17 protein-coding genes are annotated in these 18,734 nt (G+C 68.4%); 7 read left to right on the forward strand and 10 right to left on the reverse strand.

The window, feature by feature from the left end; translation table 11 throughout:
* Positions 1-111: 111 nt before the first annotated feature.
* The 4 genes from ABY42_RS06325 (at position 112) to tpiA (ending at position 3,445) form a co-directional block, all read left to right on the forward strand.
* Positions 112-1,527 carry a sensor histidine kinase gene (locus ABY42_RS06325; RefSeq protein WP_050459901.1) on the forward strand — a complete coding sequence of 472 codons (1,416 nt, stop codon included), beginning with the start codon at positions 112-114 and terminating at the stop codon, positions 1,525-1,527.
* Positions 1,528-1,581: 54 nt separating this feature from the next.
* Entirely contained in the window at positions 1,582-2,019 is a 438-nt protein-coding gene (locus tag ABY42_RS06330; RefSeq protein WP_050458981.1) for a hypothetical protein, read from the forward strand.
* 101 nt (positions 2,020-2,120) lie between these two features.
* Positions 2,121-2,642: a multiprotein bridging factor aMBF1 gene (locus tag ABY42_RS18960; protein WP_081909201.1), complete on the forward strand. Its 522-nt coding sequence runs from the start codon at positions 2,121-2,123 to the stop codon at positions 2,640-2,642.
* A gap of 158 nt (positions 2,643-2,800) precedes the next feature.
* A complete protein-coding gene (gene tpiA, locus ABY42_RS06345) occupies positions 2,801-3,445 on the forward strand; it encodes a triose-phosphate isomerase (RefSeq protein WP_004977244.1) in 645 nt (214 codons plus the stop codon).
* 45 nt (positions 3,446-3,490) lie between these two features.
* Here the strand turns inward: tpiA and ABY42_RS06350 are convergent, their stop codons facing one another.
* The 6 genes from ABY42_RS06350 to aroC form a co-directional block, all read right to left on the reverse strand.
* On the reverse strand, positions 3,491-5,248 hold the full coding sequence (locus ABY42_RS06350; protein ID WP_050458982.1) for a helicase HerA domain-containing protein: 1,758 nt from the start codon (positions 5,246-5,248) through the stop codon (positions 3,491-3,493).
* Positions 5,249-5,311: 63 nt separating this feature from the next.
* Entirely contained in the window at positions 5,312-6,640 is a 1,329-nt protein-coding gene (gene dinB / locus ABY42_RS06355) for a DNA polymerase IV (protein ID WP_050458983.1), read from the reverse strand.
* A 107-nt stretch (positions 6,641-6,747) separates the two neighbouring features.
* Positions 6,748-7,176 (reverse strand): HTH-type transcriptional regulator LrpA1, encoded by a 429-nt coding sequence (lrpA1, locus tag ABY42_RS06360; RefSeq protein ID WP_004043634.1) that lies wholly within the window; start codon positions 7,174-7,176, stop codon positions 6,748-6,750.
* A gap of 118 nt (positions 7,177-7,294) precedes the next feature.
* Entirely contained in the window at positions 7,295-8,233 is a 939-nt protein-coding gene (locus ABY42_RS06365) for a thiamine pyrophosphate-dependent enzyme (RefSeq protein ID WP_004977240.1), read from the reverse strand.
* Between the two features lie 3 nt (positions 8,234-8,236).
* A complete protein-coding gene (locus tag ABY42_RS06370; protein WP_049905225.1) occupies positions 8,237-10,132 on the reverse strand; it encodes a 2-oxoacid:acceptor oxidoreductase subunit alpha in 1,896 nt (631 codons plus the stop codon).
* A 199-nt stretch (positions 10,133-10,331) separates the two neighbouring features.
* Positions 10,332-11,489, reverse strand: coding sequence for a chorismate synthase (gene aroC / locus ABY42_RS06375; RefSeq protein WP_004977238.1), 1,158 nt, complete (start codon positions 11,487-11,489; stop codon positions 10,332-10,334).
* A gap of 106 nt (positions 11,490-11,595) precedes the next feature.
* On the opposite strand from aroC, the gene ABY42_RS06380 reads away from it, so the two are divergent.
* Positions 11,596-12,114: a DUF6653 family protein gene (locus ABY42_RS06380; RefSeq protein ID WP_004977237.1), complete on the forward strand. Its 519-nt coding sequence runs from the start codon at positions 11,596-11,598 to the stop codon at positions 12,112-12,114.
* On the opposite strand, the gene ABY42_RS06385 is transcribed toward ABY42_RS06380, so the two are convergent.
* A complete protein-coding gene (locus ABY42_RS06385; protein ID WP_050458984.1) occupies positions 12,103-13,344 on the reverse strand; it encodes an alkaline phosphatase family protein in 1,242 nt (413 codons plus the stop codon). The two genes, ABY42_RS06380 and ABY42_RS06385, sit on opposite strands and share 12 nt — an antisense overlap.
* Before the next feature lie 63 nt (positions 13,345-13,407).
* The gene (aroA, locus tag ABY42_RS06390; protein ID WP_050459902.1) at positions 13,408-14,700 is read right to left on the reverse strand and encodes a 3-phosphoshikimate 1-carboxyvinyltransferase; all 1,293 of its coding nucleotides are present in this window, start codon (positions 14,698-14,700) and stop codon (positions 13,408-13,410) included.
* Between the two features lie 300 nt (positions 14,701-15,000).
* Between aroA and ABY42_RS06395 the strand changes: the two genes are divergently transcribed.
* The gene (locus ABY42_RS06395) at positions 15,001-16,176 is read left to right on the forward strand and encodes a M24 family metallopeptidase (protein WP_050459903.1); all 1,176 of its coding nucleotides are present in this window, start codon (positions 15,001-15,003) and stop codon (positions 16,174-16,176) included.
* Positions 16,177-16,237: 61 nt separating this feature from the next.
* Here the strand turns inward: ABY42_RS06395 and ABY42_RS06400 are convergent, their stop codons facing one another.
* Positions 16,238-16,759: a hypothetical protein gene (locus ABY42_RS06400; protein ID WP_050458985.1), complete on the reverse strand. Its 522-nt coding sequence runs from the start codon at positions 16,757-16,759 to the stop codon at positions 16,238-16,240.
* A gap of 168 nt (positions 16,760-16,927) precedes the next feature.
* Positions 16,928-17,773, reverse strand: a complete 846-nt coding sequence (locus ABY42_RS06405) for an SDR family oxidoreductase (RefSeq protein WP_049905224.1) — start codon at positions 17,771-17,773, stop codon at positions 16,928-16,930.
* A 145-nt stretch (positions 17,774-17,918) separates the two neighbouring features.
* Here ABY42_RS06405 and ABY42_RS06410 point away from each other — a divergent pair, with 145 nt between their 5' ends.
* Complete coding sequence (locus tag ABY42_RS06410) at positions 17,919-18,731, forward strand: prephenate dehydrogenase/arogenate dehydrogenase family protein (protein ID WP_004977231.1); 813 nt, start codon at positions 17,919-17,921, stop codon at positions 18,729-18,731.
* Positions 18,732-18,734 lie beyond the last annotated feature (3 nt).

The raw sequence follows: 18,734 nt of genomic DNA on the forward strand, positions 1-18,734 counted from the left end.
CAACCGCGCAACACACACTCACATACTCGCGCAATTTCGCCACCGGGCCCCACGATATCTGTTTTCTCGAACCGAGAGTGAGCGCCCTCGGTGCTCGGCCCTCGTCGAGTGATGTTCGTCCTCGACGCGGCGGGCGTCGTCGTCCACGCGGGAGAGGGATTCGCGGCACACCACGGGACGGACACCGAGGCGCTCCGCGGGCGACCGTTTTCGGACCTCCTCGCCGACGGGGACTGGCCGGAGGTTCGCGAGGCCGCGGACGCCGTGCGAGCGGCGAGCGGGTGGGAGAGTCGTCGGTGCCGCTGCCGGCTCTCGGGAGTCGGCGGCGGGGCGACCGGAGCCGTCGGGGTCGAAATCGAGTTCGCCCCGTACCCCGGCGGGGAAGTCGGCAGTGGCGGAGCCGGTGACGGAAGCGGAGACGCCGACAGCGTCGCCACGGGCGCGGGCCGGGTCGTCGGCGCGGTCTGTCGCGAACTGCCGGAGCCGGCGGCCGCGCGACTGCACACGGAGCGCGACCGGTTCGACCACCTGTTCGACCTCGTCGACGACGCGGTCATCGAGTTCGAAATCGTCGGCGTCGAACCGATTATCCGGGCGGTCAATCCGGGGTTCGAGGCCGTCTTCGGCTACGGCGCGGCCGAGGTCCGCGGCGAGTCGCTCAACGACTTCATCGTCCCGCCGAACGCCGACGACGAGGCGGTCGACTTCGACCAGCGGACCGCCGACGGCAAGGCCAACCACGCCATCGTCACCCGCCAGACCGCGTGGGGGAGACGGGAGTTCCTCTATCGCGGCATCCCCTACAGCCGCGGCGACGGGAGGCGGTACGGGTTTTCCATCTATTCGGACATCACCGGTCAGCGCCGTGCCAGAGAGCACTTACAGGTGCTCCAGCGCGTCCTCCGGCACAACCTCCGAAACGAGATGAACGTCGTCCTCGGCATGGCGGAAGAGATACGCGAGGCGACGGCGGACCCGCGCGTCGACCACGCGGCCGCGCGAATCGCCCAGCACACCGAAACCCTCCTGCGGGTCAGCGAGAAGGCTCGGACCGCCGCCGCCGTCCTCGACGACCAACGACCCGACGAGGTGGTCGACGCGACCGCGACGGTCCGCGCGGTCGTCGAGTCGCGGCGAACCCGATACCCCGCGGCGACGTTCGACCTCGACCTCCCCCCGTCGCTCCCGGTCTCCGTCGGGCCGAAACTCGCGCAGGCGCTCGCCAACGTCGTGGAGAACGCGCTGGAACACACCCCCGAGGACGTGACGGTCCGCATCGAGGCGGCGGCGTGCGAGAACGACGCGACCCTCCGCATCAGCGACGACGGCGACGGTATCCCCGAAATCGAGTGGGCCGCCGTCTTCGGCGACGAGGACATCACGCAACTCAGCCACGGTTCGGGGCTGGGGCTGTGGGTCGTCAAGTGGGTTGTCGAGTCCGCGGGCGGCCGAGTCGACTACGACCGAAGCGACGGGTGGAGCACCGTCCAACTGGCGCTTCCGCTGGCGGACGAGGCGCGGTGCTGACTGTCCCGGAACCCCGCCAAAACTACTATGAGGTGACACGAACGACGACGATTCGTGCCCTCCATCGTTCCGTCGCCCGCGGAGGCGACGCTGTTTTTCGTCCCGGTCGTCGTCCTCGTCGCCACGTCGCTTTGGGTCTCGCAGAACGCCGCCGCCCGCGGCCACGGGTTCCCGAACCTCCTCGGGGCGCTCGTCGCCTTCGTTCCGGTCGGACTGGTCGCGTACCTTTTGTTTTTCGTCAGCGGGTCGTCGAGGCGGCGACCGGCGTCGAGGACCGAACGCGCCGCGCTCGCCGTGATGCTCGCCGGTGTCGCCTCGTACGTCGCCGGCGCGTTCACGCTCCCGCCCGACCCGTTCACGCAGGGGCGCTGGCTCATCGTCGCGTTCGTCGCGCTCCTGCCGGTCTCGTACGTCGTCGTCTATCGGCGAGGCCACCGCGTCGTCACGCGACCCGTCCGTCGCCAGATTCGAGCGCGCATCGGGCGCGAGTGACGCGGACGGTCGCGTTTCGGTCGCGTCAGTTGCGCCTCGGTCGCGTCGGGTTAGTGGCCGGTGGCGTGCCTTTTATACGCGGCGGGCGGGTACGTGAGTGTATGCCTCAGTGCGAGATGTGCGGCTCCGACCAAGCCTCTCTGAAGACTGTGAAGGTCGAAGGCGCAGAACTGCAGCTGTGTGACGACTGCGCCGAGTTCGGCACGGAGGTCCGCACCGAGTCGACTTCCAGCGCGAGCACGAAGTACTCCACCTCCTCCTCGTCGGGCTCGAACTCCTCTCGCTCCTCGGGGTCGTCTTCCTCCTCGTCGTCGAAGCGGCGTCGCCGCGACATGTTCGACGACATGGACGAAATCGCGACCGACTACGACGACCGCATCCGGCAGGCGCGGGAGTCCCGCGGAATGAGCCAAGAGGAACTCGCCCAGTCGCTCAACGAGAAGGCGAGCCTCATCCGCAAGCTCGAACGCGGCGACATCATGCCGCCGGACTCCGTCCGGAAGAAAATCGAGCGCAAGCTCGACATCTCGCTGGTCGAAGGCGAGAGCGACGACGACTCCGAGTGGTCGGGCGGCGGCTCCACGACGACCACCCTCGGCGACGTGGTCAAGCGTAAAGACTGACGCGAGCCGGCGTCGCCAAGGTCGACGGCCCGTCCCGGGAACCGCGCGGCCGAATCCCCCGTTCCGTTTATCACGATTTTCCGCCCGCGAGACGCCGTCTCGTGGCAATCGCGGCCCCGAAAACCAATTTATTAGTCTCGCCGGACGCGACTTTGACTGTGTTCATCCTAGTCAACCTCAAGGCGTACCCGTGTGACCCGATCGAAGTCGCCACCGCCGCGCGCGACGTGGCCGAGGAGTCCGGCGTCCGCATCGCCGTCTCCCCGCAGGCGGCCGACATCTCCCGCGTCGCCGACACCGGCGTCGAGACGTGGGCCCAGCACGTCGACCCGAACGGCCACGGCAGCCACACCGGCAGCACCCTCGCCGAGGCCGTCGCCGAGGCCGGCGCGGTCGGCACGCTCATCAACCACTCCGAAAAGCGCCTGAAGCTCGCCGACATCGACGGCTCCGTCCAGGCCGCCGAGCGAGCGGACCTCGAAACCTGCGTCTGCGCCAACAACCCCGCCCAAATCGGCGCGGTCTCCGCGCTCGGCCCCGACTCGGTCGCCGTCGAGCCGCCGGAACTCATCGGCGGCGACGTCTCCGTCGCGACCGCCGACCCCGGCATCGTCACCGACGCCGTCGACGCCGCGGCCAACGTGGACGACGACGTCGATGTCTACTGCGGCGCGGGCATCTCGACCGGCGACGACGTGGTGACCGCCGAGGAACTCGGCGCGTCCGGCATCCTGCTCGCCTCCGGCGTCGCCAAGGCCGACGACCCGCGCGCGGCGCTCGAAGACCTCGTCTCCGGACTGTAAGCGCGTCAAAACTCTCCTTCCGACCGACGGCCCGCGTCTCGACGTCTACTCGCCGTCGGCTTCTTCTTCGACGAACGACGCCTCGATAGCCGCGACCGTCTCCCGGAGTTCGTCGTCGCCCAAGAGGTCCGCGTACTCGTCGCTCACGAGGTCCGGCAGCGCGTACTCGTACTTCCCGCGGCCGGCGTGGCGGATGAAGCCCGCCCGGCGGAGCGACCGGTTCCGGCCGTAGGCGAGGTGCTGGTCGCCGGTCTCGCCCGCGGCGACGTGGGCGGCGAGCGGGTCGGAGATGCCGCGTTCCCGGTAGTGCGCGAGCATTCCGTGGTGGACGTCTCCCAGCGCGTTCACGATGGCCGTCATGCGGTCGACCACGTCGCGGCGGCTCTCGGCACCCGGCGCGGGGTGGAGTTCCGCCGGCTCGAAGTCGCCCATCTCGGCGGCCGCCATCCACGACTCGTCGTCGGCCGGCGCGGCCGCAGCGCCCGCGTCGCCCGCGCCGTCGGCCTCCGCCTCGTCGCTCTCGGAGAGCAGTCCGTGCGTCGGCCACGGCGGCCCGGACGGCGCTTCGAGCGGTCGTCGGGGCGGTGTATCGCCGGCGTTCTCGGTCCCGTCGCCGCCCTCAGCGGCGGCGTCGGCCGCCGCGTTCGCCACGTCGCCGTCGGTGGCCTCGTTGTACTCGCCGAGCGCGGCCTGCTTTTCGGTGGGGCGGTTGAGGTTACGGCCGTCGCCGCCGCGGTAGGGCGCTTCTGCCTTCTGGAACATCGCCTGCGCGAACTGGTCGGCCATCCGCGAGAGGTCTCGCGCCTCCTCCAACTCGCGTTCGAGCTGTCGAATCTTCGCGTCCTTCTTGTCTATCTCCTGTCTGAGGTCGGCGATGCGGCTCTCCTGTCTGGCCTTCTCGTCGGAAATCTCCTTGAGGTCGGAGACGAGGTCGCCGTCGACGGACTTCAGGTCCGGACGCTCGAAGTCGTCGAGGCCCGGCGTCGCGCCCGCGTCGAACGTCTGTTTCTTGTGGAACTGCACGCGTCGAATCGACTCGGACCAGTCGGTGACGAGGAAGCCCTCGCCGTTGCCCATGTCCTCGATGGCGTCGGCGTACTCCGACCCGAGGATGCGCCCGACGACCTTGGTGTCGTTGCGCCACGTGAGGCGGTGCCAGACGAGCCAGTCACACTGGGTGATGAAGTCCTTTTTCACGTCGGCGGGGCGCTGGGAGATGCCGACGACCCCGAGGCCGTGTTTGCGGCCGCGCTTTCCGATTTTGATGAGCATCTTGCCCGCCTCGTCCATCCCGCCCTTCTCGGGGATGTACTCGTGGCACTCCTCGATGAGCATCAAAAACGGCTTCTTGAGCTTCTTCTCCTTCGCGAAGAGGTGTTTCGCGACCTCCGTCACCAGTTCGTCGGAGGCCGCGTCGTCGAGGTAGCCGGACACGTCGAGGATGATGGGAACGTTCTGTTCGAGCGCGAGCGTGGCGAGTCGCTCCGCGTGCTCGGGGCTCACCTGGATGTCGCACTCCTCGTCGGCCCCGGCGTGGAGCAGTTCGAACTCCTGTTTGAGGCCGTAGTACTCGCCGTCCGTGTCGACGATGAGCACCGGGAAGTTGGCCGACAGCAGGTTCTCGATGATGACCGACGCCGTGTTCGACTTGCCCGACCCGGACTTGCCGGTGACGAACCCCCGACCGGTGAGGATGTCGACCACCGGCAGGTCGACCGTCGTCCCCGGCTCTTCGACTCCCTCTCCCCCTGGACCGTCGCTGATCTCGGCGACCGAGATGGTTTCCGTGTCCGAATCCGTCATCCGGTTTGGTGGACTCCCTCGGAGGCCATAGTTCCTCCCCCTCGCCCCGTCGGTCCCGCGGCGTCAGTCGAACTCGACGAGCGACGACTGGCCCTCGTGCGAGCGGGTTCCACCGCCGGCGTTCGGGGGCTCGTCGTCGCCGGCGTCGTCGCTGGTATCGTCGCTGGCGCCGTCGCCGACGCGGTCGTCTGAGATGTCGTCGCCGCCGGCCCCGGCCGACTCCCAACCGTCGAGGCTCGACTGGTCCGCGTCCGCGAACGAGAGCTTCGAGACGCGGACGCCGAGCTTTCGGACGGTCGTCTCTTCGAACTCGGCGTCGAGTAAGTCGAGCGCGACCGACTCGACGAGTCCCGGGTCGTCCACGGGCCCGGAAAGCGACGTCGCCCGCGTGTTGATGTCGAACGGCGGGACGACCACCTTGATGCCGATGGTCCGGTACATCGCCCCGCGGGAGTTCGCGCGGTCGGCCACGTCGGCCGCGAGGGCGCGGACGACCTCCCGCTTGTCCCCGATGTCGTCGGTCGGCTCGGTGAACGCAGACTCCCGCGAGAGGCTCTTGGGCCGGCCCGTCGGCGTGACCGTCCGGTCGTCGTAGCCGCGGGCCCGCTCGTGGAGTTCGCGGCCGCGGGAGCCGAACTCGGCTTCGAGGACCGAGGCGTCGGCCTCGGCGAGGTCGCCCGCCGTCTCGATGCCGAGCGAGCCGAGTTTCCGTGCCGTCACGGGGCCGACGCCGTGGACCTCCTCGACAGGGATGGGTGCGAGAAAGGACCGCACCTCGCCGGGGCGGACGACGACCAGCCCGTCGGGCTTGTCGAAGTCGGAGGCGATTTTCGCGGTCGACATGTTCGGCGCGACGCCGATGGAGGCCGCGACGCCGACCTCGCGGGCGATGCGCTGTTTCACGTAGCGGGCGAAGCCCTCCGCCAGCGTCCGGTCGCCCGAGGCAGCGAGGTCCCACGCGGTCCGGTCGGTCACGTCGAGGTAGGCCTCGTCGATGCTCACCTCGCGAACCACGTCGGCGCAGTCGTGGAGAATCGCCTTCACGTCGGCGGCGACCTCCTTGTAGAACTCGAGGTCGACGGTGCGGTAGTGGCCCGCCGCCGCGGGGTCGCCGTCGGGGCCGAGGCCCTCGATTCGCGGGAGGCGTTCGAGCGCGGTCGAAATCGGCTGGGCGCTCTCGACGCCGAACTCGCGGGCCTCGTAGCTCGCCGTGGCGACCGCGCCGTGGCCCTCGCCGGGTTCGTAGCCCATGCCGACCACCACCGGCTCGCCTTCGAGCTCGGGCTCGCGCAGGCGCTCGCAGGCGGCGTAAAAACAGTCCATGTCGACGTGAAGGACGATGCTGTCGGGGCCGTCGTCGGCGGTCGTGCCCGGCAGCGTCTCCTCCGCCATGGTCGAGGGGACGGGCGCGACGTACCTGAAGCTTCAGATAGCGCGGCGAAAGTAAAACGACGGGGAAGGACGCGGCGGGTCGGTCGCGGCGGACGAAATCGGTCGCGTTACTTCAGTCGCTCCTGCAGGAACGAGGGGTGTGCGGCCGTGACGCCGTCGATAGACAGAATCTCGTCGGAGATGACGTCGCCGAGGGAGTCGCCGTCGACGGCGCGGACCTCGGCCATCAGCATGTGGTCGCCGGAGGACGTGTACAGCGCCTCCACCGAGTCGAGTTCCTTGAGGATGCGCGTGACCTCGACGTAGCGCTCGCTGGTCGCGTCGATGCCGACCATGGCGATAGACTGCCCGGCGAGTTTCTTCGGGTCGATGTCGGCCGAGTAACCGATGATGACGCCGTCGTCCTCGAGTTTTCGGATGTACTTCCGAACCGTCGGCTTCGACACGTCCGCCCTGTCTGCGATCTGGGCATACGACGCCTTCGCGTCTTCCTCCAAGACCGCGAGGATGCGTCCTTCCGTGGACGTGGTTTCCATGCCCGTTGGTTTTCCGACGGGAGAAAAATATCTTGCGAATCCGAAAAGGGTTCTCGGTCACATCGAACCGGCGCGGCCGCCGGCCGTGAACCGAGCGCCGACTACCGCGTCGTCGGCGTTACTTGTGCTTGTCGAGGAAGTTGTCGAACGTCCGCTCCCACTCGTAGGAGTCGTCGAAGTAGCGCTCCGCGAGCGGCTCTTCGGGCATCTCGCCGATGCGCTGTTTCTCCTGCTGGTAGGACGGGCGGTCTTCGTCGACGTAGTACCGGCCGGTGAGGACGGTGCCCTCGTGGAGGGCGTTCTCCGTCTCGAACATCATCTCCGAGGCCTCCGAGCGGTTCGTGTTGTCGAACTCGTAGTCTTCGGAGTCGTTGATGTCGATGTACGGGACGTACTGACGGGCGTCCTTGTTCCACGTCGGACACTGCGTGAGGAAGTCGACGTGGGAGAAGCCATCGTGCTGGATGGCTTCCACGATGATGTCCTTCGCCTGGTTCGGGTTGACGGCGGCCGTCCGCGCGACGTACGACGCCCCGGCGTTCAGGGACATCGAGAGCGGGCGGAGCGGCGTCTTGGCCGAGCCGTGGGGCTGGGTCTTCGACTTGTGACCCATCGGCGACGTGGGCGAGGTCTGGCCCTTCGTGAGGCCGAAGATCTCGTTGTTGAACACGATGTAGGTGATGTCGTGGTTCTCACGAGCGGTGTGCATGAAGTGGTTGCCACCGATGCCGTAGCCGTCGCCGTCGCCGCCGGCGGCGACCACGGTCAGACCGGGGTTCGCCAGCTTCGCGGCGCGGGCGATGGGCAGCGAGCGGCCGTGGATGGTGTGGAACCCGTAGCTGTTGAAGTAGCTGTTGAGCTTGCCGGAACAGCCGATACCGGTCGTCACCATCATCTCGTCGGGCGAGAGGCCGAGTTCGGCCGCCGCGCCCTTGAGCGCCTTGAGGACACCGAAGTCACCGCAGCCCGGACACCACGTCGGCTGGGGTTCGAGTCCGGGGGTGAACTCGTTTTGGTCCTGCTCCGTTTCTTCACCGATTGCGCTGAATGCACTCATGATTTATTCACCCACCTTGGGGACGAACTTCGTGCGGTTGTCTGGGAGCTCCTCGCCTTCGAGGAGCGCCGTCTCGAAGCCCTCGACGATGTCGGCGGGCTCGAACGGGTTGCCGTTGTACTTGAGGAGGCTCGACATCTGGTCGCCGTAGCCGCCGAGTTCCTTGGAGATGAGTCCGCGGAACTGGGCGGAGGCGGTCATCTCGACGACGAGCGCCTCGTCGACGCTGTCGAGGAAGTCCGCGACCTGCTGTTTCGGGAACGGCATCATCTCGGAGACGCCGAGGACCTTGACCGAGTGGCCCTTCTCGTTGAGAACGTCGGCGGCCTCTTCGACGGTGCCCTGCTGGCTGCCGAAGGTGATGAGGCCGAGGTCGGCGTCTTCGTCGCCGTAGACCGTGTTGAACTCGCCGTCGGCGTCGAGTTCGGCGCGGATGTTGTCGACCTTCTGCATGCGGCGGTTCATCTGCGCGACGCGGTTCTCGGGGGACTCCGAGATGTGACCCGCGGGCATGTGCTCGTTACCCGTGGCGAGGTAGCGACCGCCCTTCTGGCCCGGCAGCGAACGCGGCGAGACGCCGTTTTCGGTGTCGTGCTGGAAGCGCTGGTACTTGCCGGAGTCGTCGTGCGGCGCGTCTTCGAGTTCCGCTTCCGTCAGGACCGAACCGAGGTCGGCGTTCGGCTCCTCGTCGAAGACCGACGCCGGGACGTTCGAGAGTTCGCCCCCGAGCTTCTGGTCGTAGAGGACGATGGACGGAATCTGGTACTCGTAGGCGATCTGGAACGCCTTGCGCGTCTGGTAGTACGCCTCGGCGGCGGTCCCGGGCGCGAAGACGATGCGGTGGGAGTCACCCTGCGAGGTGTACAGGACGTGTTCGAGGTCGGACTGCTCGGGCTTCGTCGGCATGCCCGTCGAGGGACCGGCGCGCATGGCCTCGACGAGGACGAGCGGCGTCTCGGTAATCTCCGCGAGACCGAGCGGCTCGGACATGAGCGAGAAGCCGCCACCGGAGGACCCGGACATCGCCTTGACGCCCGCGTGGGAGGCACCGATTGCCAGCGCGGCCGCGGCGATCTCGTCCTCCACCTGCTCGGAGATGCCGCCGAGTTCGGGGAGGTTCTGGGTCATGATGGTGAAGACTTCCGTCCACGGGGTCATCGGGTAGCCCGCGATGAAGCGGCAGCCTTCGTCGATGGCACCGTACGCGATGGCGTCGGAGCCGGAGAGAAGCACCTGCTCTTCGTCGTGTTCGCCGGTCGGCGCGGACACGTCGGGAGCCTCGACGTCGTACTCCTCTTGGACCATCTCGTAGGCGTCGTCGAAGACGGTCAGGTTCGGTTCGAGAATCTTGTCGGGCATCGCGTCCGACATCAGGCTCTTGATGACGTCGGGTTCGATGTCGGCGATGGCGCACGTGACGGCGACACCGGCGGTGTTGCGCATGACCTCGCGACCGTGTTCGCGGGCGATGGTGCGCAGGTCGATGTCGTAGACGTGCCAGTTGTTCTCCTCGACGCGCTCGTCGAAGTCCTCGATCTCGGAGGCGTCGAGCAGACCGGAGTCGTAGACGATGACGCCGCCTTCGTTGAGTTCGTCGAGGTTCTCCGAGAGCGGCTTGATCTCCTCGTTGCCGTAGTAGGCACCTTCGCTCGGGTTGCGGGCGAAGGAGTCACCGAGCGCGAGGAGGAAGTTGTACCCGTCGCCGCGAGACTTGACGGGGTCTGCGCTCACGCGCACTTCGGTGTACGTGTGGCCACCGCGGATGCGCGATGGATAGTGGCGATGCGTGAAAACGTGTAGCCCCGCTCGCATCAGGGCTTTGGCGAAGTTCTGGCTCGTCGAGGCGATACCGTCACCGGAACCCCCTGCGATCCGCCAGATAAGTTCGTGGTCAGTCATATGTTGAGCTCACGGCCCCGCTGGGGCGCTACCTGAAAAGTTGGGGAGGGTCCGATTAAAGACTTTGCTATGGATTAACAAGGAAAGATAATGAAGGACTTAATATTGTTAAACTGACTCACCCTCCCACCGTCAAAAGTGGACGAACGGGCTGTCACGCCCGCCGAATAGAGTGAACGATAACGCGGAATCGGATTCGCTACTCGTTGTCCGGACTGGACGGGTGGTACGGCGTGTCGTACTCGCCGGCCTGCCCGTCGAGGCGGTCGGGGTTGATGCGTCCGCCGAGGAGCATGAAGTCGAGGATGGTCACGTAGAGCATCGCCTCGACGACCGGGACGCCGCGTGGCGGGAGGACGGGGTCGTGCCGGCCGACGACCTGAATCTCCTTTTCCTCGCCGGTCTCCCAGTCGACGGTCCGTTGCTTCTTCGGGATGGACGTGGGCGCGTGGAGCGTCAGTTCGCCGTACACCGGTTCGCCGGTCGTGATGCCGCCCTGGATGCCGCCGTGTTTGTTGCCGACGGGTCGGGGGTCGCCCTCCTCGTCGAACTCCCAGTTCTCGTTGCGGTCGTGGCCGGTCCACTCGCGGGCCTCGCGGCCGAGGCCGAACTCGAACGCCGTCGTCGCCGGCACCGACATGAGCGCCTGCCCGAGTCGGGCCGAGAAGGAGTCGAACCGCGGCGCGCCGAGGCCGCGAGGGACGCCCTGCGCCTCGAAGTATATCGAGCCGCCGATGGAGTCGCCTTCCTTCTGGTACTCCTCGATGAGTTCCTGCATCTCCGCCGCGGTCTCGGGGTGCGCACAGCGCACGTCGTTTTCCTCCGTGTGCTCGCGCAGGTCGTCGAAGGAGACCTCCGGCGCTTCCACGTCGCCGATCTGGTTCACGTGCGCCTTCACCTCGATGTCGTAGTCGCTCTGCTCGATGACCTGCTTGGCCACCGCGCCGGCGGCGACCCAGTTCACCGTCTCGCGCGCGGACGAGCGCCCGCCGCCGCCCCAGTTGCGCGTGCCGAACTTCGCCGAGTACGTGAAGTCGCCGTGGGAGGGCCGCGGCGCGGTCACGTAGGGCTCGTACTTGCCCGAGCGGGCGTCCTTGTTCTGGACGACCATCCCGATGGGCGTGCCCGTCGTGTAGCCGTCCTGCACGCCGGAGTTGACGACGACGGCGTCCGGTTCGCCGCGGCTCGTCGTAATCATCGACTGGCCCGGCTTCCGTCGGTCCAGTTCGTGCTGCACGTCTTCGACCGAGAGCTCCACGCCGGCGGGACAGCCGGACACGGTGACGCCCATCGCGTCGCCGTGGCTCTCGCCGTAGGTGGTCATCCGAAAGAGACGACCGAATTCGTTGCCGTTCATTACCCGACCCTCGGGTGGCCGCCCATTTAGTGTTTGTAGAAAGGCGCAATCGTGGGCGGTGGTTCGGCGACCCCACGTTCATGGTCGACGACGACGAATCCGCCGTATGGAACCGACGCCCCCCACCGGCCCCGCCGCCTCCGACTCCGACCCCGACTCCGACGCCCCGTCCGGACTCCGCGGCCGCTTCGAAGCGACGTTCTGGGAGCGCCACGCCAACCCGTGGAGCGCCGGCACGCGAATCCTCGTCTATCCGGTGTTGATGTACGCCGTCTACCGACGGGACCGCCGGCTCTTTCTCGCCGCCGTCGCCTTCACCGCGATTAACCCGGTGTTGTTCCCGCGGCCCGCGCGCACGGACAACTACCTCAGCCGAATCGTCCTCGCCGAGCGCGAGTGGCTCGACGCCGAGCGCGGGACGATGGGCCTCGACTACCCGAACGTGCTTAACGTCCTCAACGTCCCGGTCACGCTCTACGCCTTCGTCTCGGCGATTCGGCGCAGACCGGTCGGCACGCTCCTCGGCACGCTCGGCGTGATGGTTCTCAAGCTCTGGTGGGTCGACGCCGTCGTGAGAGAGACGGGCGTGACGGGCCGCGGACCCGACCCCGACTCACCGGAGTGAGTCCAGCGTCGCCGTGGCGAACGGAATCAGCATCTCGTCGGGGTGGAGTCCGCCGTGCATGCCGACGAAGCCGAGGTTCCCCGGCTCCTCGTCGCCGTACCAGACGCCGAGGTCGCGGTGGACGACCACGAGGTCGCCGAGTCGTCGCTCGAACGTCGGCGAGGGAGCGGGGCCGAACAGTTCCCGCTCCAGCACCTCGCACTTCCGGAATACCCGCGCGTCCAACTCGGTCGTGAGCAGGTCGTAGACGGGGTCGGTTCGCTCGTCTCGCAGGTGGAGGTGGACGTTTCGCGGACTCCCCGAGAACCGAATCGGCGTCCCGTCCGTGAGCGTCCGGAGGTCCGAGACGAGGTCGAACGGCGGCTCCGAGAGGTCGGGGTTGCGCTCGGGGTCGGTGTCGACGAGGCCGTGGTCGGCGGTGAGACAGACGAGCGTCTCGCCCGCGTCGTCTTCGTCGGTCGCTTCCGCGAGCGTCGCTATCGCGTCCGCCACGCGGGCGAAGGTCTCTGCGGCCGTCTCGCGGTACGCCTCGGAGTCGACGCCCTCGCCGTGAGCCACGGCGTCGGTCTGTGGGAGGTACGCGAAGACGTACGACGGGTCCGCGGCCGACTCGGCCGCCTCCGCGAAGGCGTCCGAGAACGTCGAGACGTCTTCCGGGTCGTAGGTGTGCGGGACCGTCTCCTCGGACGGGAACGGCGTCACGTGGTGCGTCTCGACGCCCGCGGCGGCGAGGTCGGGATAGACGCTCTCGCAGTCGGCCACGTCGGCGCGGTCGATTCGCTCCGGCTGGGTGCCGTCCTTCCGGAGGAAGGGCAGCGCCTCGAACATCTCGTCGGCGTCGGGGTCGTAGACGTTCCAGCCGACGACGCCGTGTTCCGACGGCAACGCCCCCGAGTGGAACGTGTTCATCGCGGCGGCCGTCTCCGAGGGGAAGACCGTGGTGAGCGGGGTGACGCGGCCCGCGCGCTCGAACTCTCGGAGGAAGGAGATCCGGTCGCGCTCGCCGTCCCACTGGGCGAGGCCGAAGCCGTCGACGAGGAAGACGACCACCCGCGACACGTCGTCGTAGTCCGCGGTCGCTTCGGCGGGGAGCCGCGGCCCGGCGTCCGCGCCGAGCAGGTCGGCGACGGTCCCCGGAATCCGCGAGAAACACCAGTCGTCGTAGGCCGGCAGGAGATAGTCGCCGTCCGACTGTCGCTCGCGGAGCGCCTGCGCGTCGGCGTCGAACATACACGGTCGGCGTCCGGGCGGGCGAAAAAGGTACCGTCCGGAAGTTGAACCGAATGCGTCCGCTCAGTTCTCGGTCACGTCGGCGCCGAGGTCGGACATCGCCTCGAAGAAGTTCGGGAACGACACGTCGACGTGCTCGCTGCCCGCAATCGTCGTCTCGCCGTCCGCGACGAGGCCGGCGACCGCGAGCGACATGACGATGCGGTGGTCGCCGCGACCGTCGACCGCCGCGCCGACGAGGTCGGTCTCGCCGCCGTGTACCGTGAGCCTGTCTTGTTGTTCGGTGACGTTCGCGCCCATCTTCGCGAGTTCCTCGGCCATCGCGCTCACGCGGTCGGTCTCCTTGAACCGGACGTGCTCGCAGTTCTCGATGACCGTGTCGCCGTCGGCGATAGCCCCGAGGACCGCGATGGTCGGGAGCAGGTCCGGCGTGTCGCCCACGTCCACGGTCGTGCCGGTCAGGTCGGCCGCGGAGACGGTCAGTTCGCCCGCGTCCTCGTCCCAGTCGACCGTCGCGCCCATGTCGCGGACGATGTCGACGATGGCGCTGTCGCCCTGTGCGGACGGGCGCGCGCCCTCGATGACCACGTCTTCGCCCGCAGCGCCCGCGACCGCGCCGGCCGCGAGCAGGTAGGAGATAGACGAGAAGTCGCCGGGGACGCTGTACGCGCCGCCCTCGGGGGCGTACGACTGGCCGCCGGGGACCGAAAAGCCGTCGTCGGTCCGGGTCGCTTCCACGCCGAAGTCGGCGAGGAGTTCGAGCGTGATATCGACGTACGGCGAGGACTTGAGCTCGGTCGTGAGTTCGACGTCGATGCCCTCCTCCGTGACCGCGCCGGCCATGAGGAGCGCGGTGATGAACTGCGAGGACACGTCGCCGGGAATCTCGACGGTACCGCCGGTCATGCCGTCGCCGACGACGAGCGGGGCCTGCCCGTTCCGGCGCGTGCTCTCGGCGCGGCCGTCGAGGTCGAAGACGGCGTCGAGGAGCGGGCCGTGGGGCCGCGAGCGGAGCGAAGCGTCGCCCGTGAGGACCGTCAGCCCCTCGCCGAGGGCCGCACAGCCGGTGACGAGGCGCATCGTCGTCCCCGAGTTCTCGCAGTTGACCACGTCGTCGGGCGTGCCCGGGCGGCCGCCGAAGCCGGCGACCTCGACCGTCTGTCCGTCGCGGTCGACCGACCCGCCGAAGGCCTCGACCGCGCGCATGGTCGCCTTGGTGTCGGCGCTGACGAGCGCGTCGCGGACGACCGCCTCGTCGCTGTATCCCGCGGCGAGGACGGCTCTGTGGGTGTAACTCTTCGACGGCGGCGCTCGGGTGCGTCCGGCGACCCGAGACGGGGAGACGTGCGCGTCCATACGCGAGGGGTCGGCAGGGTCCGGTATCAGGGTACCGGACGCGGCGACGTTCTCCCGGACGCCGACGGGGCCGCGGTCGCTCGGTTTCTTGTTTGCCAACAAACATATATCGCGGGCGAGCGTACTGTGTTCGGGATGAGCGCCGCGGGCCGCGGCGCTCCGCCGCACCGCGCGCGCGACGAGTTCCGGCGGCCGATTCGCGGCGCGTCTCCTGCCCGAAGAGGCGTGTCGCGGAGTCGATACCGGAACCCGCCGACCGCGACGCGAGAGCTTTACTACCGGCCGGGCGAACCCCGGAGTATGGAACCCGATTTCTCACCGCTGGCCGAGTTCCTCGGCGACGAGTTCGACGGCTATCTCATCTCGGCCGACGGGAGCGACTCCAACCAGCTGTACCTCTCTGGGTTCGACGCGCCGGACCCGTACGTGACGCTCTACACGCCCGAGGGCATCCACCTCCTCGTCTCGACGCTGGAGTTCGGCCGCGCGAAGAAAGAGAGCCGCGCCGACACCGTCTCGCGGCTCTCCGACTACGACTACCGCGACAAGCACGCCGAACACGGGGCAGTCGTCGGGAAGGCGAAGACGGTCGCGGCGTTCCTCGCCGACTACGGGGTCGGGTCGCTCGCGGTCCCCGCGGACTTCCCGCTCGGCACCGCCGACGCCTTGCGCGAGGAGGGCGTCACAGTCGAGGCCGAGACCGACGACGTGCTCACGAACATCCGCGCGGTGAAGACCGACGAGGAAGTCGAGCACGTCCACGCCGCACAGGACGCCAACGAGGCCGCGATGCGCGCCGCCGAGGACCTCATCCGCGCCGCCGACGTGGCCGCCGACGGTACGCTCACCTACGAGGGCGACCCGCTGACGAGCGAGCGCGTCAGGGAGGAAATCGAGGTCACGCTCCTGCGACACGGCTGCGCCCTCGACGAGACCATCGTCGCCTGCGGGGCCGACGCCGCCGACCCGCACGACCGCGGGAGCGGCCCGCTGCGCGCCGACGAGGCCGTCATCATCGACATCTTCCCGCGCGACAAGGAGACGAAGTACAACGGCGACATGACCCGGACGTTCGTGAAAGGCGAGCCGTCGCCCGAGATACGCGAGTGGTTCGACCTCACCGAGGAGGCGTTCGAGGCCGCCCTCGACGCCATCGAGCCGGGGGCGACCGGAGCCGACGTCCACGACGCCGTCTGCGACGTGTACGAGGCGGCCGGCGAGAACACGCTCCGCGCCGACCCCTCGGCCGAAACCGGCTTCATCCACAGCACGGGCCACGGCGTCGGCCTCGACGTGCACGAACTCCCGTCGCTGAGCCCGAGCGGCGAGGAGCTTCGCCCCGGTCACGTCATCACCATCGAGCCGGGGCTGTACGGCCCCGAAATCGGCGGCGTCAGAATCGAAGACCTCGTCGTCGTCACCGAAGACGGCTACGAGAACCTGACGGAGTACCCGGTCGAACTCGTCGTCGAGTAGCCGGCGCGAGAGCGCGGAATCGAAACGAGCGCCGAATCCGAATCGGCGTCGGCGGAGAAAATCAGCTGTCGAGGACGTTGTCGCCGGTCGAGCCGCAAGCGGCGGGCGCGTCGGTCCAGCCGGAGTTGGCCTCGCGCCACTGTTTTAGCAGGTCTTCCAGCGCATCGCCCGTCTCGGGCGTGAGTACGCCCGCTGCCTGCCGGACGACGGTCCCGTCCTCGATGAGGAGCGCGTAGATGTTGCCCTCGCCGAGCAGCCCGAGACGGCGCTGGAGCGCGGTCTTGTCCACCCGCGCGATGAGCGCGTTGTCGTGGGTGCGGCTCCGAGCGGCACCCGGCGACATTCCGCCGCCGGACATCGGTGGCATCATCCCGCTCCGTCCGCCGAGGACGAGCAGTTCGTAGTACTCGAAGTGTCCGTACGTCTCGCACAACTCCGTTGCGAACCCGCGCCACGACCCGACCAGCGACTGCTGGCGGCGGTCGAAACTGATGAGCACGAGCGTCTGTTCACCCTCTAAGTCGTCCGGCAGGACGACTTTCTGGCCGCTCGTGTCTCGTGTCGGGAGGCGAGGGAACTCCATGGGCTAGGCGATTCTCCACCAGTAGATAAGTCTAATTGCCGATTCGACAAACCGTCGCGTCGAGAGGACTGTCTCTCTAGCTGCGACGACGTCTGAACCCATTGCGAGTGGTTTCGAGTTCATTCGATATAAACGCCCGCTCCCGAGTCTCAGCGCCGATAACCGGGGTCAGCGTTCGTATTCGGGGTCGAACAGTTGGGCCGACATCGGTCCCGGCTCGCTTCCCTCGACGACGGCGTACGAAGAGAGGTCGTCGACGCCCGCCTCGGACAGCAGTTCCTCGTCGTAGAACGCGTTGCCGGTGCAGTCGGTCGGGTCGCGCGAGAACAGCTCGGCGACGGCGTCGCACATTATCTGCGGGGTGCGCCAGTCCTCGGGCGTTCCCATCCCGAAGTGCCGGGTCGCCTCGGACTCGATGGCGGCGACCGGCCACAGCGCGTTCACGCCGATGTCGTCGGCGTCGAGTTCGCCCGCGAGCGACTGCGCGATGAACGTCATGCCGTACTTCGAGAGCGCGTAGGCGACCTTGCCCGGGGCGGGGCGGGCGGGCATCGGCGGCGAGAAAGTGACGACGTGGGCGTGGTCGCTCTCGCGGAGGTGCGGGAGCGCGGCGTGCGTCGTCGCGTACGCCCCGCGGGCGTTCACGTCCATGAGGAGGTCGAACCGCTTCGGCGGCGTGTCCTCGAAGCCCGCGATGTGAATCGCGCCCGCGTTGTTGACGACGAAGTCGATGCCGCCGAAGGCGTCGACCGTCTCGTCGATCGCGGTCTGCACGGAGGCGTCGTCGCGCACGTCGAGTTGACACCAGATGGAGTCGCCGCCGCGCTCGCGTATCTCCTCCGTCGTCTCGACGATGGTCCCGGGGAGGTTCTCGCGCCCGTCGACGGTCTTGCCCGTCGAGACGACGTTCGCGCCCCGGTCGGCCAAGTCGAGCGCGATGGCCTTCCCGATGCCGCGACTGGTTCCCGTGATGAAGGCCGTCCGACCCTCGAAATCTACATCATCGAATGCCATAGTTTCCTATCGGTCATCGACCACTTGATGGTTCGTACACCGGGCGTCGGTTGAACGTGGTTTGCGGGCCGGGTGCAGGTGGGCGTCTCGCCACACCCGCCGCCACCGATTCCCTTTTGCCCGCTGCACCTCCACACCCGTACCGATGGACGTGCTCATCGTCGGCGCGGGCGCAATGGGACGCTGGTTCGGCCGCACCGTCGACGCCGACCTCGCGTTCGCCGACGCGGACCCCGAGAGCGCGGTCGCCGCAGCGGACGCGCTGGGCGGGCGGGCGGTCCCGCTGGACGGCGACGAGCGGTTCGACGTGGTCTGTCTCGCGGTTCCGATGCGACTCGCGGCCGACGCCGTCGCCGACAACGCCCACCGCGCTGACGCCGCGATGTGCGACGTGACCGGCGCGATGAAACCGCCGGTGGCGGCTATGCGCGACCACCTCCCCGACCGCGAGCGACTCAGCCTCCACCCGCTTTTCGCGCCGCACAACGCCCCCGGCAACGTCGCCGCCGTCGCCGACGAATCGGGGCCGAAGACGGACGCCCTGCTCGCCGACATCGACGCGGCCGGCAACCGCGTCTTCGAGACGACGCCCGAGGAACACGACGCGGCGATGGAGACGGTGCAGGCGGCCGCCCACGCCGCCGTTCTCGCGTTCGGCCTCGCCGCCGACGACGTGCGCGAGGAGTTCGCCACGCCGATTTCGGCCGCGCTCGACGAACTCGTCGCCTCGGTGTCCGGCGGCACCCCGCGCGTGTACGCGGACATCCAATCTTCGTTCGGCGGCGGGGCCGACCGCGTCGCCGACGCGGCCCGCGCACTCGCAGCGGCCGACGACGAGGCGTTCGCCGACCTCTACCGACGCGTCTCCCGCGGCGACACCGGAGTCGGCGCGGGTGCCGACCGCGTCGCCGACGACCGCACCCGCGACCAGACCGACAAGCACGACCCTATCGAGTGACGA

Origin of the sequence: Haloferax gibbonsii, assembly GCF_001190965.1 — an archaeon.
Taxonomy (GTDB): domain Archaea; phylum Halobacteriota; class Halobacteria; order Halobacteriales; family Haloferacaceae; genus Haloferax; species Haloferax gibbonsii.

Excerpts from the sequence above, each read along its gene's own strand:
- aroA (WP_050459902.1), bottom strand. The coding sequence starts at position 14,700 with ATGGACGCGCACGTCTCCCCGTCTCGGGTCGCCGGACGCACCCGAGCG.
- ABY42_RS06370 (WP_049905225.1), bottom strand. The coding sequence starts at position 10,132 with ATGACTGACCACGAACTTATCTGGCGGATCGCAGGGGGTTCCGGTGAC.
- ABY42_RS06350 (WP_050458982.1), bottom strand. The coding sequence starts at position 5,248 with ATGACGGATTCGGACACGGAAACCATCTCGGTCGCCGAGATCAGCGAC.
- lrpA1 (WP_004043634.1), bottom strand. The coding sequence starts at position 7,176 with ATGGAAACCACGTCCACGGAAGGACGCATCCTCGCGGTCTTGGAGGAA.
- ABY42_RS06405 (WP_049905224.1), bottom strand. The coding sequence starts at position 17,773 with ATGGCATTCGATGATGTAGATTTCGAGGGTCGGACGGCCTTCATCACG.
- dinB (WP_050458983.1), bottom strand. The coding sequence starts at position 6,640 with ATGGCGGAGGAGACGCTGCCGGGCACGACCGCCGACGACGGCCCCGAC.
- ABY42_RS06325 (WP_050459901.1), top strand. The coding sequence starts at position 112 with ATGTTCGTCCTCGACGCGGCGGGCGTCGTCGTCCACGCGGGAGAGGGA.
- ABY42_RS18960 (WP_081909201.1), top strand. The coding sequence starts at position 2,121 with ATGCCTCAGTGCGAGATGTGCGGCTCCGACCAAGCCTCTCTGAAGACT.
- ABY42_RS06385 (WP_050458984.1), bottom strand. The coding sequence starts at position 13,344 with ATGTTCGACGCCGACGCGCAGGCGCTCCGCGAGCGACAGTCGGACGGC.
- ABY42_RS06365 (WP_004977240.1), bottom strand. The coding sequence starts at position 8,233 with ATGAGTGCATTCAGCGCAATCGGTGAAGAAACGGAGCAGGACCAAAAC.
- aroC (WP_004977238.1), bottom strand. The coding sequence starts at position 11,489 with ATGAACGGCAACGAATTCGGTCGTCTCTTTCGGATGACCACCTACGGC.
- ABY42_RS06400 (WP_050458985.1), bottom strand. The coding sequence starts at position 16,759 with ATGGAGTTCCCTCGCCTCCCGACACGAGACACGAGCGGCCAGAAAGTC.
- ABY42_RS06395 (WP_050459903.1), top strand. The coding sequence starts at position 15,001 with ATGGAACCCGATTTCTCACCGCTGGCCGAGTTCCTCGGCGACGAGTTC.
- ABY42_RS06380 (WP_004977237.1), top strand. The coding sequence starts at position 11,596 with ATGGAACCGACGCCCCCCACCGGCCCCGCCGCCTCCGACTCCGACCCC.
- ABY42_RS06410 (WP_004977231.1), top strand. The coding sequence starts at position 17,919 with ATGGACGTGCTCATCGTCGGCGCGGGCGCAATGGGACGCTGGTTCGGC.